The 15,555-nt window shown below is 63.7% G+C and carries 14 protein-coding genes; 2 read left to right on the top strand and 12 right to left on the bottom strand.

Features of this window, described 5'->3' with window-relative positions:
* From ACEN98_RS02295 to ACEN98_RS02255, 9 genes are all read right to left on the bottom strand, one after another.
* Complete coding sequence (locus ACEN98_RS02295) at positions 1-237, bottom strand: BolA family protein (protein ID WP_036233378.1); 237 nt, start codon at positions 235-237, stop codon at positions 1-3.
* Between the two features lie 6 nt (positions 238-243).
* Positions 244-1,011 (bottom strand): ABC transporter permease, encoded by a 768-nt coding sequence (locus ACEN98_RS02290; protein WP_413381099.1) that lies wholly within the window; start codon positions 1,009-1,011, stop codon positions 244-246.
* Positions 1,008-1,925 carry an ABC transporter ATP-binding protein gene (locus ACEN98_RS02285; RefSeq protein ID WP_413381097.1) on the bottom strand — a complete coding sequence of 306 codons (918 nt, stop codon included), beginning with the start codon at positions 1,923-1,925 and terminating at the stop codon, positions 1,008-1,010. Before ACEN98_RS02285 ends, ACEN98_RS02290 begins: the two co-directional genes overlap by 4 nt.
* A gap of 99 nt (positions 1,926-2,024) precedes the next feature.
* Positions 2,025-2,300, bottom strand: coding sequence for a lipid asymmetry maintenance protein MlaB (locus tag ACEN98_RS02280; protein WP_371760708.1), 276 nt, complete (start codon positions 2,298-2,300; stop codon positions 2,025-2,027).
* 2 nt (positions 2,301-2,302) lie between these two features.
* Positions 2,303-2,956 (bottom strand): phospholipid-binding protein MlaC, encoded by a 654-nt coding sequence (locus tag ACEN98_RS02275; RefSeq protein ID WP_413381095.1) that lies wholly within the window; start codon positions 2,954-2,956, stop codon positions 2,303-2,305.
* Positions 2,957-3,033: 77 nt separating this feature from the next.
* A complete protein-coding gene (locus ACEN98_RS02270; protein ID WP_413381093.1) occupies positions 3,034-3,897 on the bottom strand; it encodes a VacJ family lipoprotein in 864 nt (287 codons plus the stop codon).
* Positions 3,894-4,367, bottom strand: coding sequence for an outer membrane lipid asymmetry maintenance protein MlaD (mlaD, locus tag ACEN98_RS02265; RefSeq protein ID WP_413337559.1), 474 nt, complete (start codon positions 4,365-4,367; stop codon positions 3,894-3,896). Before mlaD ends, ACEN98_RS02270 begins: the two co-directional genes overlap by 4 nt.
* 22 nt (positions 4,368-4,389) lie before the next feature.
* On the bottom strand, positions 4,390-5,169 hold the full coding sequence (gene mlaE, locus ACEN98_RS02260) for a lipid asymmetry maintenance ABC transporter permease subunit MlaE (RefSeq protein WP_056126113.1): 780 nt from the start codon (positions 5,167-5,169) through the stop codon (positions 4,390-4,392).
* Positions 5,166-5,969 carry an ABC transporter ATP-binding protein gene (locus tag ACEN98_RS02255; RefSeq protein ID WP_413337560.1) on the bottom strand — a complete coding sequence of 268 codons (804 nt, stop codon included), beginning with the start codon at positions 5,967-5,969 and terminating at the stop codon, positions 5,166-5,168. Before ACEN98_RS02255 ends, mlaE begins: the two co-directional genes overlap by 4 nt.
* A 367-nt stretch (positions 5,970-6,336) precedes the next feature.
* Here ACEN98_RS02255 and ACEN98_RS02250 point away from each other — a divergent pair, with 367 nt between their 5' ends.
* Together ACEN98_RS02250 and ACEN98_RS02245 are read left to right on the top strand one after the other, a co-directional pair.
* The gene (locus ACEN98_RS02250) at positions 6,337-6,981 is read left to right on the top strand and encodes a dienelactone hydrolase family protein (protein WP_413381090.1); all 645 of its coding nucleotides are present in this window, start codon (positions 6,337-6,339) and stop codon (positions 6,979-6,981) included.
* Complete coding sequence (locus ACEN98_RS02245; protein WP_413381088.1) at positions 6,971-7,987, top strand: CapA family protein; 1,017 nt, start codon at positions 6,971-6,973, stop codon at positions 7,985-7,987. Before ACEN98_RS02250 ends, ACEN98_RS02245 begins: the two co-directional genes overlap by 11 nt.
* 256 nt (positions 7,988-8,243) lie before the next feature.
* On the opposite strand, the gene ACEN98_RS02240 is transcribed toward ACEN98_RS02245, so the two are convergent.
* From ACEN98_RS02240 to ACEN98_RS02230, 3 genes are all read right to left on the bottom strand, one after another.
* Positions 8,244-9,707, bottom strand: a complete 1,464-nt coding sequence (locus tag ACEN98_RS02240) for a glutamate synthase subunit beta (RefSeq protein ID WP_413340208.1) — start codon at positions 9,705-9,707, stop codon at positions 8,244-8,246.
* 70 nt (positions 9,708-9,777) lie between these two features.
* Positions 9,778-14,493, bottom strand: a complete 4,716-nt coding sequence (locus ACEN98_RS02235; RefSeq protein WP_413381086.1) for a glutamate synthase-related protein — start codon at positions 14,491-14,493, stop codon at positions 9,778-9,780.
* A gap of 338 nt (positions 14,494-14,831) precedes the next feature.
* Positions 14,832-15,530: a transposase gene (locus tag ACEN98_RS02230; RefSeq protein WP_413340211.1), complete on the bottom strand. Its 699-nt coding sequence runs from the start codon at positions 15,528-15,530 to the stop codon at positions 14,832-14,834.
* Between the last annotated feature and the right edge of the window lie 25 nt (positions 15,531-15,555).

Below are 15,555 nucleotides of genomic sequence, written 5' to 3'. Positions count from 1 at the left end.
TTATCCTTGGTACTCTTCGGGAGTCAGCGTCTTCATCGACAGCGCGTGGATTTCCTCACGCATGCGGTCGCCCAGGGCGGCGTAGACGATCTGGTGGCGCTGGATGCGGCTCTTGCCGGCGAACGCGGGCGAGACGATGACGGCGCTGAAATGCTGGCCATCGCCCTCCACTTCCAGGTGGGTGCATTCCAGGCCCTTTTGGATGTAGCCGTGGATGAGTTCGGGTGTAGTAACCATGTTTTTTCAGTGACGCAGCTTGTAGCCGCGGCGAAGCAGATTGATTGCGATAGCGGCCAAGGCCACGAAGAAGACGGCGACGATTGCCAGGCTGGTCCAGGGCGACACGTCGGACTGGCCAAAGAAACCATAGCGGAACCCGTCAATCATATAAAAGAACGGGTTGAAATGCGAGACTGCAAGCCAGAACGGCGGAAGTTTCTTAATGGAATAGAACACCCCGGCCAAAAATGTTGCAGGCGTGATCAAAAAGTTCTGGAATGCGGCCAGCTGGTCGAATTTTTCCGCCCAGATGCCGGCGATGACGCCCAGCGTGCCCAGGATGCCGGCGCCCAGCAGCGCGAACACGATGATCCACAGCGGCGCGACGAACGACAGGTGCGCGAACCACGCCGTGATCATGAACACGCCCAGGCCGACGGCCAGCCCGCGCACGACGGACGCCGTCACGTATGCGGACAGGATCTCCACGTGCGACAGCGGCGGCAGCAGGATGAACACGAGGTTGCCCGTGATTTTCGACTGGATCAGCGACGACGACGAGTTCGCGAACGCGTTCTGCAGCACGCTCATCATCACGAGGCCGGGGACGAGGAACGACGTGTAGCTGACGCCATCGAGCATCTCGACGCGGCCGTCGAGCACGTGGCCGAAGATCAGCAGATACAGCATCGCGCTGACGACGGGCGCGGCGATCGTCTGCGTCGCGACCTTCCAGAAGCGCAGGATTTCTTTATAAAACAGGGTGCGGAAACCCACGGAAAACGCGTTCATCGTACCGGGCTCCCTTCCATGATCTGGATAAAAATGTCTTCCAGGTCGGCCTGCTGCAGTTGCATCTCGTCGATCTCGGCGCCGGATTCGCGCAGGCGCGCGAGGATGCCTTCCACTTCGCTGTACTCGTTCACGCGCAGGGTGTATTTGTTGCCGCCGTTATGTTCGTCATGGGCGACGAGGTGGCGCAGGCCTTCCGGCAGGCCGCCGTGCTTCAGGTGCACGACAAGCGACGAGCCGGACACGCGGCGCAGCAGCTGCGACATGGTGTCCAGCGCGACGACGTTGCCCGTCTTGAGCATGGCCACGCGCTGGCACATGGCCTGCGCTTCTTCCAGGTAGTGCGTCGTCAGGACGACCGTATGACCCTCGCGGTTCAGGCGCGCGATGAACTTCCACAGCGTCTGGCGCAGTTCGACGTCGACGCCGGCCGTCGGTTCGTCCAGCACGATCACGGGCGGTTTATGGACGAGGGCCTGGGCGACGAGCACGCGGCGCTTCATGCCGCCGGACAGCGCGCGCATGTTGACGTCCGCCTTGGGCGTGAGGTCGAGGTTTTCCATGACCTCGTCGATCCATGGATCGTTGTTCTTCAGGCCGAAATAGCCCGATTGCAGGCGCAGGGTCTCGCGCACGGTGAAGAACGGGTCGAACACGAGTTCCTGCGGCACGACGCCCAGCTTCATGCGCGCGTCGCGAAAATCCTTCACGACGTCGTGGCCGTGGATGCGCACGCTGCCGACGTCCGGACGAATGAGGCCGGCGATGGTCGAAATCAGGGTCGTCTTGCCGGCGCCGTTCGGGCCGAGTAGGCCGAAGAATTCGCCTTGTTCGATGTTCAGTGAAACGCCCTTGAGGGCCTTGAAGCCCTTGTAGCTTTTCTCGACGCTGTCGATCTGGATGGCTGCTGTCATGCGTTGGGGATCCGAAGGACCGGAACCGTGCGGGTGAAACGAGCCATTATAGAAGAAAACGCCACGGCGTTCCGGGCCGTGGCGTTTTCGGCGGTGCGGTTACGCGCGGCCCAACAAGCCGTCGACGCCGTACAACTTTGCCAACGCATCGACGTTGGCCGGCACATTGATGAACTTCAGGCTGCGCCCCTGTCCCTGCGCGCGGCGCTGCCAGGCCAGCATCAGGGCCAGGGCCGAGGAGTCGGCGGCCTTGACGCCGCCGAGGTCGAACTCGGTTTCGCCGGCGGACACGGCCGCACAGCCCTGCGCCAACGCCGCTTGCGCGTTGTCGAACGTCAGGGCTTCCAGCGAGAGCATGGGATTCGCTTCCGCCATGCTTACTTCTGCGCGGATTTGGTCAGCGGCTTGTTGGCCAGCTGCTCGTTGCGGTCGTGCAGCTTCTTGATCAGGCCGTCGATGCCGTTCTTGCCGATTTCCGACGCGAAGGTGCTCTTGTAGGTTTCCACCAGCCACGCGCCCAGCACGTTCAGGTCGAAGATCTTCCAGCCCTGCGGGCCCTTGGCCAGGCGGTAGTTCAGGGTGATCGGCTCGCCGCGGGTCAGGTTGACCTGCGATTTCACCTCGACTTCCGTGTCGGCCGGGTCGGCGCGGAACGGCTTGAACTCGATGGTTTCGTTCTTGATCTGCGACAGCGCACCGGCGTAGGTGTACACGAGCAGCGTGCGGAACTCGGCCGCCAGCTGCTTTTGCTGCTCCGGCGTCGCCTGGCGCCAGAAGCGTCCGGCGGCCTGGGCCGTCATCTTGTCCGAATCGACGTACGGCAGGATCTTGCTGTTGACCAGATCCATGATTTTCTTGTTGTTGCCGGCCTGGATGTCCTTGTCGGCCTTGACGCTCTCGATGACGTCGGTGGAGACGCGTTTCACGAGGGCATCCGGTGCCTCGACGGCGGCACGGGCCGGTGCGACGAGAACGGCGGTGGACATGGCCACGGCGGCGGCGGTCACGATCAGTTTTGCGATGGGTTTCATACGCTTCCTTTAATTTGGTTGGGTCTGGCCAAGCGGTCCCGCGTGCTGCGCGGACGGCCTGGCTGTACCGTCGTTAACTATTTGCTGGCCGGTTCGGATGACACGGGCGCCGCTGCGGGCTCTTCCGCACCATCTTCGGGCACCGGTTTCGGGCCCAGTTTCACGCCCAGCTTCGATTCGACCTTTTCCTGGACCTTTTCCAGTTTTTCGTGGACCTTGTCGGCGCGTTCCTGCGCCTTGTCCGTGTCGAGCACCTTGCTGTTGCGGCGCTGCATGTAGCCGTCACGGATGAATTCGTAACGGTCGAGGGCGGCGTCTTCCAGCAGGTTCGACGCGTCCAGCACGCTGGCACGCTGGTCGACCGCGCGCAGGACGATGCCGCCGGTGCGCCACGGCACATCGTTCACGTGGGTCCACGCATCGCCCCACCAGTCGGCGGGCAAGGTCGCGGTGTCACGGATCGTAGATGGGCCCAGCAGCGGCAACATCAAGTAGGGACCGCTCGGCACGCCCCAATATCCGAGGGTCTGGCCGAAGTCCTCGTTATGCTTGCGCATGCCGGCCGGGGTGGCGATGTCCAGCACGCCGGCGAGACCCAGCGTGGAGTTCACGGCAAAACGCATGAAATCGTTCAAGCCGTCTTGCCCTTTCAGCTGGGCAAAATTGTTCAGCGAGCTCCACAAATCGGTCAAGTTACCGAAGAAATTGTTCACGCCGGTTTGCACGAAGGTCGGCGTGACGTTCTTGTAGGCGGTGGCGGCCGGCTTCAGGGCGACGCGGTCGACCGTGTCGTTGAAGCTGAACATGGCCCGGTTGAACTTCTCGAACGGGTCTTTCGGGTTGGCGGTCGTCGCACAGCCACTCAGCAATACGGCTGCACCGAGTGCCAGCGCCAGGCCAGTGCGGATACGCGGCGAGGCGGAGTCATTGCGGTTCGTCATTTGCTACTGTCCTTTCCTTCGGCTGCCTTGCTATAGATAAATTGATTAATCAAGTCTTCGAGCACTGCGGCCGATTGCGTACGGGTGATGCGGTCGCCTTCGACGAGATTGTTCGTGTCGCCACCGGCCTCGATGCCGATGTATTGCTCACCGAGCAGGCCCGAGGTCAGGATCTTCAGGGAGCTGTCCTTCGGGAACTTGTAAGCAGGATTCAAATCGAGGCGGACGATCGCCTGGAAGCTTTTATCGTCGAACGAGATGTCGCCCACGCGGCCCACGACCACGCCCGCGCTCTTGACGGCCGACTGCGGCTTCAGGCCGCCGATGTTGTCGAACTTACCCGTGATCGAATAGGTCTTGCTGAACGAGATCGTGCTCATGTTACCGGCCTTGAGGGCCAGGAAAAGGAGCGATAACGCACCCAACAGGACAAAAAGGCCGACCCAGACGTCAATGGATTTACGATGCATAAGTTTTTCCCAACTCTTCAGATTACTTGTTGAACATCAAGGCAGTCATGACGAAGTCCAGCGCCAGCACCATCAGCGACGCGATCACGACGGTGCGCGTGGTGGCGCGCGACACGCCTTCCGGCGTCGGCTGCGCTTCATAGCCCTGGAACAGGGCCGTGAACGTCACGGCCATGCCGAATACAAAGCTCTTGATGACGCCGTTCATGATGTCGCGGCGCACGTCGATGTTCGCCTGCATCTGCGACCAGAACGCGCCCTCGTCCACGCCGATCAGCTGCACGCCGACGAGGTAGCCGCCGACCACGCCGATGGCGGAGAACACGGCGGCCAGCACCGGCATGGCGATCAGGCCCGCCCAGAACCGGGGCGCCAGCACGCGCTGGATTGGGTTGACGGCCATCATTTCCATCGCGGTCAGTTGCTCGCCGGCCTTCATGAGGCCGATTTCCGCCGTGAGGGACGTGCCGGCGCGGCCCGCGAACAGCAGCGCCGTCACGACCGGCCCCAGTTCGCGCAGCAGCGACAGCGCCACGAGCTGGCCCAGCTTTTCCTCGGCGCCGAACTGGCTCAGCGTGTAATAGCCCTGCAGGCCCAGCACCATGCCGACGAACAGGCCGGACACGGTGATGATCAGCAAGGAGTAATTGCCGATGAAGTGGACCTGTTCCGAGATCAGGGTCGGACGGCGCAGCGCGCCCGGCGCCTTGCCGAGCAGGCCGCCGAACGAACGCGTGACGAAGCCGACGCGGGCGAAAGTGTCGAGGACGAAGCCCCCGATGAGTGCGAGAGGATTGGTCATCGCTTGCCTCCCAGGCCCAGATCCTCGGCCAGCGATTTGCCGGGATAGTGGAACGGCACGGGGCCGTCCGGCTCGGCGTTCACGAATTGTTTGACGTACGGATCGGTCGAGCGGCGCATCTCGTCCGGCGTGCCCGAAGCGACGATCCGGCCCGCGGACAGGAAATACACGTAATCGGCGATCAAGAAAGTTTCGTTCACGTCGTGCGAGACGAGGATCGACGTCGAGCCGAGCGCGTCGTTCAGGTTGCGGATCAGGTTGGCGGTCACGCCCATCGAGATCGGGTCGAGGCCGGCGAACGGTTCGTCGTACATGATCAGCGCCGGGTCGAGCGCGACGGCACGGGCGAGCGCCACGCGGCGCGCCATGCCGCCCGAGATCTCGTTCGGCTTCAGGTCCGCGGCATTGCGCAGGCCGACGGCATTCAGGCGCATCAGCACCAGGTCGCGGATCAGTTCTTCCGGCAGTTCCGTGTGCTCGCGCAGCGGAAAGGCCACGTTCTCGAACACGGTCAGGTCGGTGAACAGCGCGCCGAACTGGAACAGCATGCCCATCTTGCGCCGCAACCTGTACAGGCCTTCGGTGTCGAGCTGGTTCACCACCTCGCCATTCACGGCGACGGTGCCGCGCTGCGGCTTGATCTGGCCGCCGATCAGGCGCAGGACCGTCGTCTTGCCCGAGCCGGAGCCGCCCATCACGGCAATCAGTTTGCCGCGCGGGAAGTCCATGCTCAGGTTCTGCAGGATCGGGCGATCGCCATACGAAAAATGCAGATCGCGAATTTCGACGAGGTTGGACACAGTGGATATTGGTATTTGGAGAATCCCGTATTGTAGTGCAGAAACGGCAAGGCCTGCAGGACACGGCCCGATTCCGGGGATGTTATCGACGTGATATTACAACATTACTAAACGAAGAGTCAGATATTTTGCGACATAAGTGCTTGTTTTTAATAACTTATGCATACAACACATTGTTTCACATTAGTAAACAATCTTTACAAATGCCTGAAAGAAACCCTTTTGCGGGGACATCCTGAAGATCCACTACATCGCGATCCGGCGTCCTGTCCCGGACGTCGGGAACGGGCAAATACCGGGCTTTCGGTCACTCCCCATTTAACAATCGGATGCCGAATCTTTGCCCCTGCCAGATGGTCTAACGATCATGACAAAAGCCCTGGTCCACATCGACAGCGGCGCGGCGACGATGGAAGGCATGCTCGAGCTGCCCGACACTCCCTCCGGCATCGTGCTGTTCGCGCACGGCAGCGGCAGCAGCCGTTTGAGCCCGCGCAACAACCACGTGGCGCACGTGCTGCGCGACGCCGGCATCGGTACGCTGCTGCTGGACCTGCTCACGCCGCACGAAGACCGTCAATACCATAACCGATTCGATATCTCCCTGCTGACGGGCCGCCTGCGCGCGGCAGCAAGCTGGCTGGGCGCGCAGGACGCGACGGCCCCGTTGCCGCTGGGCCTGTTCGGCGCCAGCACGGGCGCGGCCGCCGCGTTGCAGCTGGCGGCCGACCCGGCGGTGCCCATCGCGGCCGTCGTGTCGCGCGGCGGGCGGCCGGATCTCGCCGGCAGCGACGCCCTGCGCGCCGTCGAGGCGCCGACACTCCTCATCGTGGGCGGTGCCGACGAACCCGTCATCGCGCTGAACCGGCAAGCCTATGCCGAGCTGGGCTGCGTAAAACGGATGGCGCTCGTGCCCGGTGCGACGCATTTGTTCGAGGAACCTGGCACGCTGGAAGAGGTGGCGCGGCTGGCGGCGGACTGGTTCACGAGCTGGTTCGTCCATGAGCCCTGATCTGCGCCCTCTGCGCCTCGTGTTCGGCGGCGACGTCATGCTGGGCCGCCACGTGCGCGACGTCATGCTGCGCGACGGCGCCCACGCGCCGCTGGAAGCGATCTCGCCGCTGCTGCGCGCGGCCGATGTCGCCATCGTGAACCTGGAGTGCGCGCTCACTGACAGTACCGGGCGCTGGCACGGCGTGCCCAAGGCGTATTACTTCGCGGCACCCTCCGCGGCCGGCCAGGCGCTGCTTGACGCCGGCATCCGCATGGTCAGCCTCGCCAACAACCACAGTCTCGACTACGACGTGCAAGGGCTGGCCGATACGCTGCGCATCCTCGACGCGCACGGCATCGCCCACACCGGCGCCGGTGCGGACCTCGCATGGGCGCTGTCCCCGGCCGTCGTGGCGTGCGGCGAGGTGCTGGTCGGGATGGCGGCATTCTGCGACCACCAGGCCGATTTCGCCGCGACGGACGATCACCCCGGCATCGCCTGGCTCGGCCTGCACGACGAAACGGCCGCCACCGACGCCTTCGCACGCGCGCTCGCGCCCCTGCGCGCGGCCGGCGTGCGCTGGCCGGTGTTGTCGCTGCACTGGGGTCCGAACAGGGTGACGGCGCCCGCACCGCACCTGCGCCGCCTCGCACACGCCGCGATCGACGTCGGCTGGAAGATCGTCTACGGCCACAGCGCGCACATCTTCCACGGCATCGAGCTGTACCGCGGCTGGCCGATCCTGTACGCGACCGGCGACCTCGTCGACGACTACGCCGTCGACGCGGACCTGCGCAACGACCATCAACTGCTGTTCGAAGTGCACCTGGGCGAGGACACCCTGCGCCGCATCGTGCTGCACCCGGTGTTCATCCACCACGGCCGCGTGCTACCTGCCGACCACACGCAACGCACGTGGATTTATACGCGCATGCAGGCGCTGTGCCGCGATCTCGGCACGACGGCGCGGCTGGACGGCGACCTGCTCGTCATCGAACCGGAGGCCGCCACGCCGCACGAGTGATCAGCTTCGTAGACCGGCCTTTTCCAGCCCAGCACGAGTGCGATGTGCTCGCGTAATCCCTGGAAGTAGCGCATCCGGAAATTCCGGACACCGGCCGCCAGCCTGACCGGCGCAAAGCGCTTGCGCGCCATGCATGCCGTCGATGCCGAGGATCGCACCGTCGTCGGAGAGCATTCTTCGATCGGATCTCCAAATGAAAACACCCTGCAAGCCATAGCATTGCAGGGTGTCTGGGATCAGGCAAGCCTGGCGTCGATCAGCGCGGCAGTACCGACGAACCCATCAGGAATTCATCCACGGCGCGCGCGCACTGGCGGCCTTCGCGGATCGCCCACACGACCAGGGACTGGCCGCGGCGCATATCGCCGGCGGTGAACACCTTCGGCACCGACGTCTGGTAGCAGACGTCGCCATCGGTCGTGGCGCGTGCGTTGCCGCGGGCATCCTTTTGCACGCCGAACGCGTCCAGCACCTGCTGCACCGGCGAGACGAAGCCCATGGCCAGCAGCACGAGGTCGGCCTTCAGTTCGAATTCCGAGTTGGCCACTTCCGTCATCTTGCCGTCTTTCCACTCGACGCGGCAGGCGATGACTTTTTCCACTTTACCGCCCTTGCCTTCGAAGCGCTTGGTGGCGACGGCGAAGTCGCGCTCGCAGCCTTCTTCGTGCGACGACGAGGTGCGCAGCTTGGTCGGCCAGTACGGCCACACGAGCGGCTTGTTTTCCTGTTCCGGCGGCATCGGCATCAGTTCGAACTGGGTCACCGATGCGGCGCCGTGGCGGTTCGACGTGCCCACGCAGTCGGAGCCGGTATCGCCGCCGCCGATCACGATCACGTGCTTGCCCGTGGCCTTGATCTGGTCTTTGACTTTGTCGCCGGCGTTGACGCGGTTCTGCTGCGGCAGGAAGTCCATCGCGAAGTGCACGCCCTTCAGGTCGCGGCCCGGGACCGGCAGGTCACGCGGTGCTTCCGCACCACCCGCCATGACGACGGCGTCGTAATCCTTGACCAGGTCTTCCGGGAAGATGGTTTCGCGCGCCATGTTGCTGACGGTGGCCGGGAAATCCTTGCCGACCAGGGTCGAGGTGCGGAACTTCACGCCTTCTTCGCGCATTTGCTCAACCCTGCGGTCGATCAGGTCCTTCTCCATCTTGAAGTCGGGGATGCCGTAGCGCAGCAGGCCGCCGATGCGGTCGTTCTTCTCGAACACCGTCACGTCGTGACCGGCGCGGCCCAGTTGCTGGGCGGCGGCCAGGCCTGCGGGGCCGGAACCGATGATCGCGACCTTCTTGCCCGTTTTGACGGCAGCCGGTTGCGGGACGATCCAGCCGTGTTCCCAGCCGGCGTCGGCGATCTTGCGCTCGATCGACTTGATGCCGACCGGCTCATTGTTGATGCCCAGCGTGCAGGCGGCTTCGCACGGTGCCGGGCAGATGCGGCCCGTGAATTCCGGGAAGTTGTTCGTCGAATGCAGGTTGTCGACGGCGTAGCGGTAGTTGCCGTGGTAGACCAGGTCGTTCCAGTCGGGGATCTGGTTGTTGACGGGGCAGCCGGTGTTGCAGAACGGGATGCCGCAATCCATGCAACGCGCACCTTGCACCTTCGCTTGCGCGTCGGTCAGGGTGATCGAAAATTCCTTGTAGTTCTTGAGGCGGGCAGCGGGTTCCAGGTGGTCTTCTTCCTGGCGCTGAAATTCCATGAAGCCGGTGATCTTACCCATTTGTATTCCTATCGTATTCGGTTCAGTCTAGAGAGATGCGGCGGGCGCGTCGGGCGCCCGCCGGTGAGCATCAGGCAGCCAGTTCGATCTTGTCGTTGGCTTCTTCCATGCTGCTGTTGTGCATCTCTTCCAGTGCGCGCTTGTACTCGGTCGGGAAGACCTTGACGAACTTGCTGCGGCTGTTGGCCCAGTCGTCCAGCAGGTTGCGCGCACGGGTCGAACCGGTGTGCTTGAAGTGACGCTCGATCAGGCGCTTCAGGATCGCTTCGTCCGACTCGCGCTCGCCGTTGCGGGTCTGTGCGTGCCAGCTGGCCTTGTCGCTCTGCTCCTTGGTCGACAGCACGCTCTCCAGTGCGACCATCGCGGTGTTGCACTTCTGCTCGAAGTCGCCCTTCGGATCGTAGACATACGCCACGCCGCCCGACATGCCCGCCGCGAAGTTGCGGCCGGTGTCGCCCAGCACGACGACGGTACCGCCGGTCATGTATTCGCAGCCGTGGTCGCCCACGCCTTCGACGATGGCCGTCGCACCCGAGTTACGCACCGCGAAACGCTCGCCGGCCACGCCGTTCAGGAACGCTTCGCCGGCGATCGCGCCGTACAGCACCGTGTTGCCGACGATGATGTTGTCGACGGCCCAGCCGCGGAACTCCGTGTTCGGACGCACGATGATGCGGCCGCCCGACAGGCCCTTACCGACATAGTCGTTGCCTTCGCCGACCAGGTCCAGCGTGATGCCGTGTGCCAGGAACGCGCCGGCCGACTGGCCCGCGGTGCCCTGCAGCTGGATGTGGATCGTGTCGTCCGGCAGGCCGGCATGGCCGTAGCGCTTGGCGACTTCGCCCGACAGCATCGCGCCGACCGTGCGGTTGACGTTCTTCACCGGCGAGATGAACGAGACGCGCTCGCCCTTCTCCAGCGCGGCCTTGGCCTGCGCGATCAGCTTGTGGTCCAGGGCCTTGTCCAGGCCGTGGTCCTGGCCGTCCGTGTGCAGCAGCTGGCGTTTGTCGTCGACCTTCGGCTGGTAGAAGATGTTGCTGAAGTCCAGGCCCTGCGCCTTCCAGTGGCCGACGGCCTTCGACTTGTCCAGCAGGTCCGAACGGCCGATCAGCTCGTCGAACGTGCGGATGCCCAGCTGGGCCATGATCTGGCGCGCTTCTTCGGCGACGAAGAAGAAGTAGTTCACGACGTGTTCCGGCTTGCCCGAGAACTTGGCGCGCAGTTCCGGATCCTGGGTGGCCACGCCCACCGGGCAGGTGTTCAGGTGGCACTTACGCATCATGATGCAGCCTTCGACGACCAGCGGTGCCGTCGCGAAGCCCACTTCGTCCGCGCCCAGCAGGGCGGCGATGACGACGTCGCGGCCGGTACGCATCTGGCCGTCGGCCTGGACGCGGATACGGCTGCGCAAGCCGTTCAGCACGAGGGTCTGCTGGGTCTCGGCGAGGCCCAGTTCCCACGGCGTGCCGGCGTGCTTGACCGACGACAGCGGCGATGCGCCCGTACCGCCGTCATGGCCGGCGACGACGACGTGGTCGGCCTTCGCCTTCGACACACCGGCGGCGACCGTACCGATACCGACTTCCGACACCAGCTTCACGGAGATCGACGCGTGCGGGTTCACGTTCTTCAGGTCGTGGATCAGCTGCGCCAGGTCTTCGATCGAGTAGATGTCGTGGTGCGGCGGCGGCGAGATCAGGCCCACGCCCGGCACCGAGAAGCGCAGCGACGCGATGTACTCGGACACTTTGTGGCCCGGCAGCTGGCCGCCTTCGCCCGGCTTGGCGCCCTGCGCCATCTTGATCTGGATCTGGTCGGCGGACGCGAGGTATTCGGCGGTCACACCGAAGCGGCCCGATGCCACCTGCTTGATCTTCGAACGCAGCGAATCGCCTTCCAGCAGCGGGATGTCGGCGACGACGCGGTCCTTGCCCAGGATCGAGGCCAGGCTTTCGCCCTTGGCGATCTTGATGCCCTTGAACTCGCCCATGTAGCGGGCCGGGTCTTCACCGCCTTCACCCGTGTTCGACTTGCCGCCGATACGGTTCATGGCGATGGCCAGCGTGGCGTGGGCTTCGGTCGAGATCGAGCCCAGCGACATCGCGCCGGTGGCGAAGCGCTTGACGATTTCCTTGGCCGGCTCGACTTCGTCCAGCGGGATCGCCTTGGTCGGATCGATCTTGAATTCGAACAGGCCGCGCAGCGTCAGGTGACGGCGGCTCTGGTCGTTGATGAGCTGCGCGTACTCTTTATAGGTGCTGAAGTTGTTGGCACGGGTCGAGTGCTGCAGCTTGGCGATGGCGTCCGGCGTCCACAGGTGGTCTTCGCCGCGCACGCGGTAGGCGTATTCGCCGCCGACGTCCAGCGCATTGGCCAGCAGCGGATCCTTGCCGAAGGCCAGGCCGTGCAGGCGCAGGGCTTCCTCGGCCACTTCGAACAGGCCGATGCCTTCCACCGTCGACGACGTGCCGCGGAAGTACTTGTCGACCAGCGACTTGTTCAGGCCGATGGCTTCGAAGATCTGGGCGCCGCAGTACGACATGTAGGTCGAGATGCCCATCTTCGACATGACCTTCATGAGGCCCTTGCCGACCGCCTTGGTGTAGTTGTACATCGCCTTGTCGGCGGCCATCTCGTGCGGCAGCGTGTGCGCCAGGTCGACCAGCGTTTCCAGCGCCAGGTACGGGTGCACGGCTTCCGCGCCGTAGCCGGCCAGCAGGGCGAAGTGGTGCGTCTCGCGGCACGAGCCGGTTTCCACGACGAGGCCCGTCGATGCGCGCAGGCCGCGCTGGACGAGGTGCTGGTGGATCGCGGACGTCGCCAGCAGCGCCGGGATCGCGACCTGGTCGGCGTTCACGTTGCGGTCCGAGACGATCAGGATGTTGTGGCCCGACTTGACGGCATCGACGGCTTCCGCGCACAGCGAGGCCAGCGACGCTTCGATGCCTTCCTTGCCCCACGAGACCGGGTAGCAGATGTTCAGTTCATACGACTTGAACTTGCCGCCCGTGTGCAGGCTGATGTTGCGCAGGCGGGCCATGTCGTCGAAACCGATGACCGGCTGCGACACTTCGAGGCGCATCGGCGGGTTGACGTTGTTCGTGTCCAGCAGGTTCGGCTTCGGACCGATGAACGACACGAGCGACATCACCATCGCTTCGCGGATCGGGTCGATCGGCGGGTTCGTGACCTGGGCGAACAGCTGCTTGAAGTACGAGTACAGCGGCTTCAGCTTGTTCGACATGACGGCCAGCGGCGAGTCGTTGCCCATCGAGCCGGTGGCTTCTTCGCCCAGCACGGCCATCGGGGCCATCAGGAACTTCAGGTCTTCCTGGGTGTAGCCGAATGCCTGCTGGCGGTCCAGCAGGGAAATGGCGGCTTTCTCGCCCTGCGCGTCTTTCGCACGGTTCTGCGACAGCTGGCTTTCCGACAGCTTGATTTCGTTCAGCTTGATGCGCACCGACTTGATCCATGCCTTGTACGGCTTGGCGTTCGAGTAGGTGTCTTTCAATTCCTTGTCGTCGATGATGCGGCCGGCTTCCAGGTCGATGAGGAACATCTTGCCCGGCTGCAGACGCCATTTCTTGACGATGCGCGATTCGGGGATCGGCAGCGTGCCCGATTCCGAGGCCATGACGACCAGGTCGTCGTCCGTGACGATGTAGCGGGCCGGACGCAGGCCGTTGCGGTCCAGCGTACCGCCGATGTGGCGGCCGTCGGTGAAGGCCATGGCGGCCGGGCCGTCCCACGGTTCCATCATCGCGGCGTGGTATTCGTAGAACGCGCGGCGGTTCTCGTCCATCGTCGCGTGGTTTTCCCAGGCTTCCGGGATCATCATCATCATCGCCTGGGCGATCGGGTAGCCGGCCATGACCAGCAGTTCGAGCGCGTTGTCGAAGCAGGCGGTGTCCGACTGGCCTTCATAGATCAGCGGGAACAGTTTCTGCAGGTCGTCGCCCAGCACGGCCGACTTCATGACGCCTTCGCGGGCGCGGGTCCAGTTGAAGTTGCCCTTGACGGTGTTGATCTCGCCGTTGTGCGCCAGCAGGCGGTACGGGTGGGCCAGCGGCCACTCCGGGAACGTGTTCGTCGAGAAGCGCTGGTGCACCATGGCCAGCGCGGAGACGCAGCGCGGATCCTGCAGGTCCTTGTAGTACACGCCGACCTGGTCCGCCAGCAGCAGGCCCTTGTAGACCACGGTACGGGCCGACATCGACGGCACGAAGAATTCCTTGCCGTGGATGAGTTTCAGGGCCTGGATCGCGTGGCCCGACGATTTGCGGATGACGTACAGCTTGCGCTCGAGCGCGTCGGTGACCATCACGTCCGGGCCGCGGCCGATGAAGATCTGGCGGATGACCGGCTCTTTCGCGCGGACGGTCGGCGACATCGGCATCGTGTCGTCCACCGGCACGTTGCGCCAGCCCAGCACGACCTGGCCTTCGGCGCGCACGGCGCGCTCGATTTCCTGTTCGCAGGCGATGCGCGAAGCGTGTTCCTTCGGCAGGAAGATCATGCCGACGCCATATTCGCCCGGCGGCGGCAGTTCGATGCCCTGCTTGGCCATCTCGTCGCGGTAGAACTGGTCGGGGATCTGGATCAGGATACCCGCACCGTCGCCCATCAGGGCATCGGCACCGACGGCGCCCCGGTGGTCCAGGTTCTTCAGGATCAGCAGACCCTGTTCAATAATGGAGTGGCTCTTGTTGCCCTTGATATGGGCGACGAAACCGACGCCGCAGGCGTCGTGTTCATTGGCGGGATCGTACAAACCTTGGGCAATCATGGGGGCTCCGCAGCATTTTGAAGATATTGAAGGCCGAGGATAGAGCAGACTTCGGTAAACATCAATAGCAATAATTAGGGTCGGAGTCGAATTAAATGCCGAGTTTTTTAGTCGTAAATTAAATGGGGACACAGTAGAAGAGGTGCTGCATTTCGCCTACCACATCAATAAAATCATATAGTTATGCGCAAAACCGTCGTTCCCGCGCACGCGGGAACCCAAATTCCGCGTGCCCGCCAACAAACTTAAGCCCCCGCCATCGCAGGGGCGACGGGCAATAAAAAAGGAGGCCGAAGCCTCCTTATCATTCATTTGTTGCAATGACGCCGCGCACAAATCTATTCCGCAGCCTTCACCTTGAACGGTCTCCCCCGCTTGGCCGGCAAAATCTGGCGCCTCGTCTTGTGCTCCAGCGCGACCTTGAATTCATGCGATCCCAGCGGCGCCCCCTTCAGCACCGCCGCATTGATCGTATCCAGTTCCTGCCCCGACATCCCCTGCTGCGCCAGCTCGATGAAGGCCGCCTCGCGCTGGAACGGCGTGTTGCCGAGTTCCCAGTACTTGGCGTGGTCGGTGATCAGCGGATCCGGCCGCACGCCGGCGTGATGCGCGTAGCTCGACCACGGGTAGTCGAGCGGCTCGAACGCGAGCTGGCTGCGCAGTGGATTCAGTTCGATGTAGCGGATGCAGGCAAGAAAATACGCGTCCGGGTCGATCACGGACGTGCGGAAACGTCCCTGGAACAAGGTGCCGGAGCGGCCGTACTTGTTGTTAAACCAGGGAACATATAACCGCCCCACTTTCTGCATCATGGCCGCCAAGCCGTCCTCGTCGGACGGCGTCGCCAGCACATGCAGGTGGTTCGGCATCAGGACGTACGCGTGGATGGCCACGCGGTAGAACTTCGCGCTCTCGCGCAGCCATTCCAGGAAGCGGCGGTGGTCTTCGTCGTCGCGGAAGATCAGCTGGTTGTCGTTGCCGCGCTGGATGATCAGGTGCGGCTCGTGCGGCAGGATGAGTCGGGGTTGGCGGGCCATGGCGTCATTCTAACGCGACCGCCTC

The organism is Massilia sp. CT11-137, from assembly GCF_047302885.1.
In the GTDB taxonomy this organism is placed as follows: domain Bacteria; phylum Pseudomonadota; class Gammaproteobacteria; order Burkholderiales; family Burkholderiaceae_D; genus Telluria; species Telluria orientalis.
The sequence above is the reverse complement of the archived record's forward strand: the minus strand, read 5'-3'. Positions and strand labels throughout refer to the sequence as shown.

What these genes read in the sequence shown, in the direction of transcription:
- ACEN98_RS02295 (WP_036233378.1), bottom strand. Translation starts at nt 237, where the DNA reads ATGGTTACTACACCCGAACTCATCCACGGCTACATCCAAAAGGGCCTG.
- mlaD (WP_413337559.1), bottom strand. Translation starts at nt 4,367, where the DNA reads ATGCATCGTAAATCCATTGACGTCTGGGTCGGCCTTTTTGTCCTGTTG.
- ACEN98_RS02290 (WP_413381099.1), bottom strand. Translation starts at nt 1,011, where the DNA reads ATGAACGCGTTTTCCGTGGGTTTCCGCACCCTGTTTTATAAAGAAATC.
- ACEN98_RS02270 (WP_413381093.1), bottom strand. Translation starts at nt 3,897, where the DNA reads ATGACGAACCGCAATGACTCCGCCTCGCCGCGTATCCGCACTGGCCTG.
- ACEN98_RS02235 (WP_413381086.1), bottom strand. Translation starts at nt 14,493, where the DNA reads ATGATTGCCCAAGGTTTGTACGATCCCGCCAATGAACACGACGCCTGC.
- ACEN98_RS02275 (WP_413381095.1), bottom strand. Translation starts at nt 2,956, where the DNA reads ATGAAACCCATCGCAAAACTGATCGTGACCGCCGCCGCCGTGGCCATG.
- ACEN98_RS02280 (WP_371760708.1), bottom strand. Translation starts at nt 2,300, where the DNA reads ATGGCGGAAGCGAATCCCATGCTCTCGCTGGAAGCCCTGACGTTCGAC.
- ACEN98_RS02245 (WP_413381088.1), top strand. Translation starts at nt 6,971, where the DNA reads ATGAGCCCTGATCTGCGCCCTCTGCGCCTCGTGTTCGGCGGCGACGTC.
- mlaE (WP_056126113.1), bottom strand. Translation starts at nt 5,169, where the DNA reads ATGACCAATCCTCTCGCACTCATCGGGGGCTTCGTCCTCGACACTTTC.
- ACEN98_RS02240 (WP_413340208.1), bottom strand. Translation starts at nt 9,707, where the DNA reads ATGGGTAAGATCACCGGCTTCATGGAATTTCAGCGCCAGGAAGAAGAC.
- ACEN98_RS02285 (WP_413381097.1), bottom strand. Translation starts at nt 1,925, where the DNA reads ATGACAGCAGCCATCCAGATCGACAGCGTCGAGAAAAGCTACAAGGGC.
- ACEN98_RS02230 (WP_413340211.1), bottom strand. Translation starts at nt 15,530, where the DNA reads ATGGCCCGCCAACCCCGACTCATCCTGCCGCACGAGCCGCACCTGATC.
- ACEN98_RS02250 (WP_413381090.1), top strand. Translation starts at nt 6,337, where the DNA reads ATGACAAAAGCCCTGGTCCACATCGACAGCGGCGCGGCGACGATGGAA.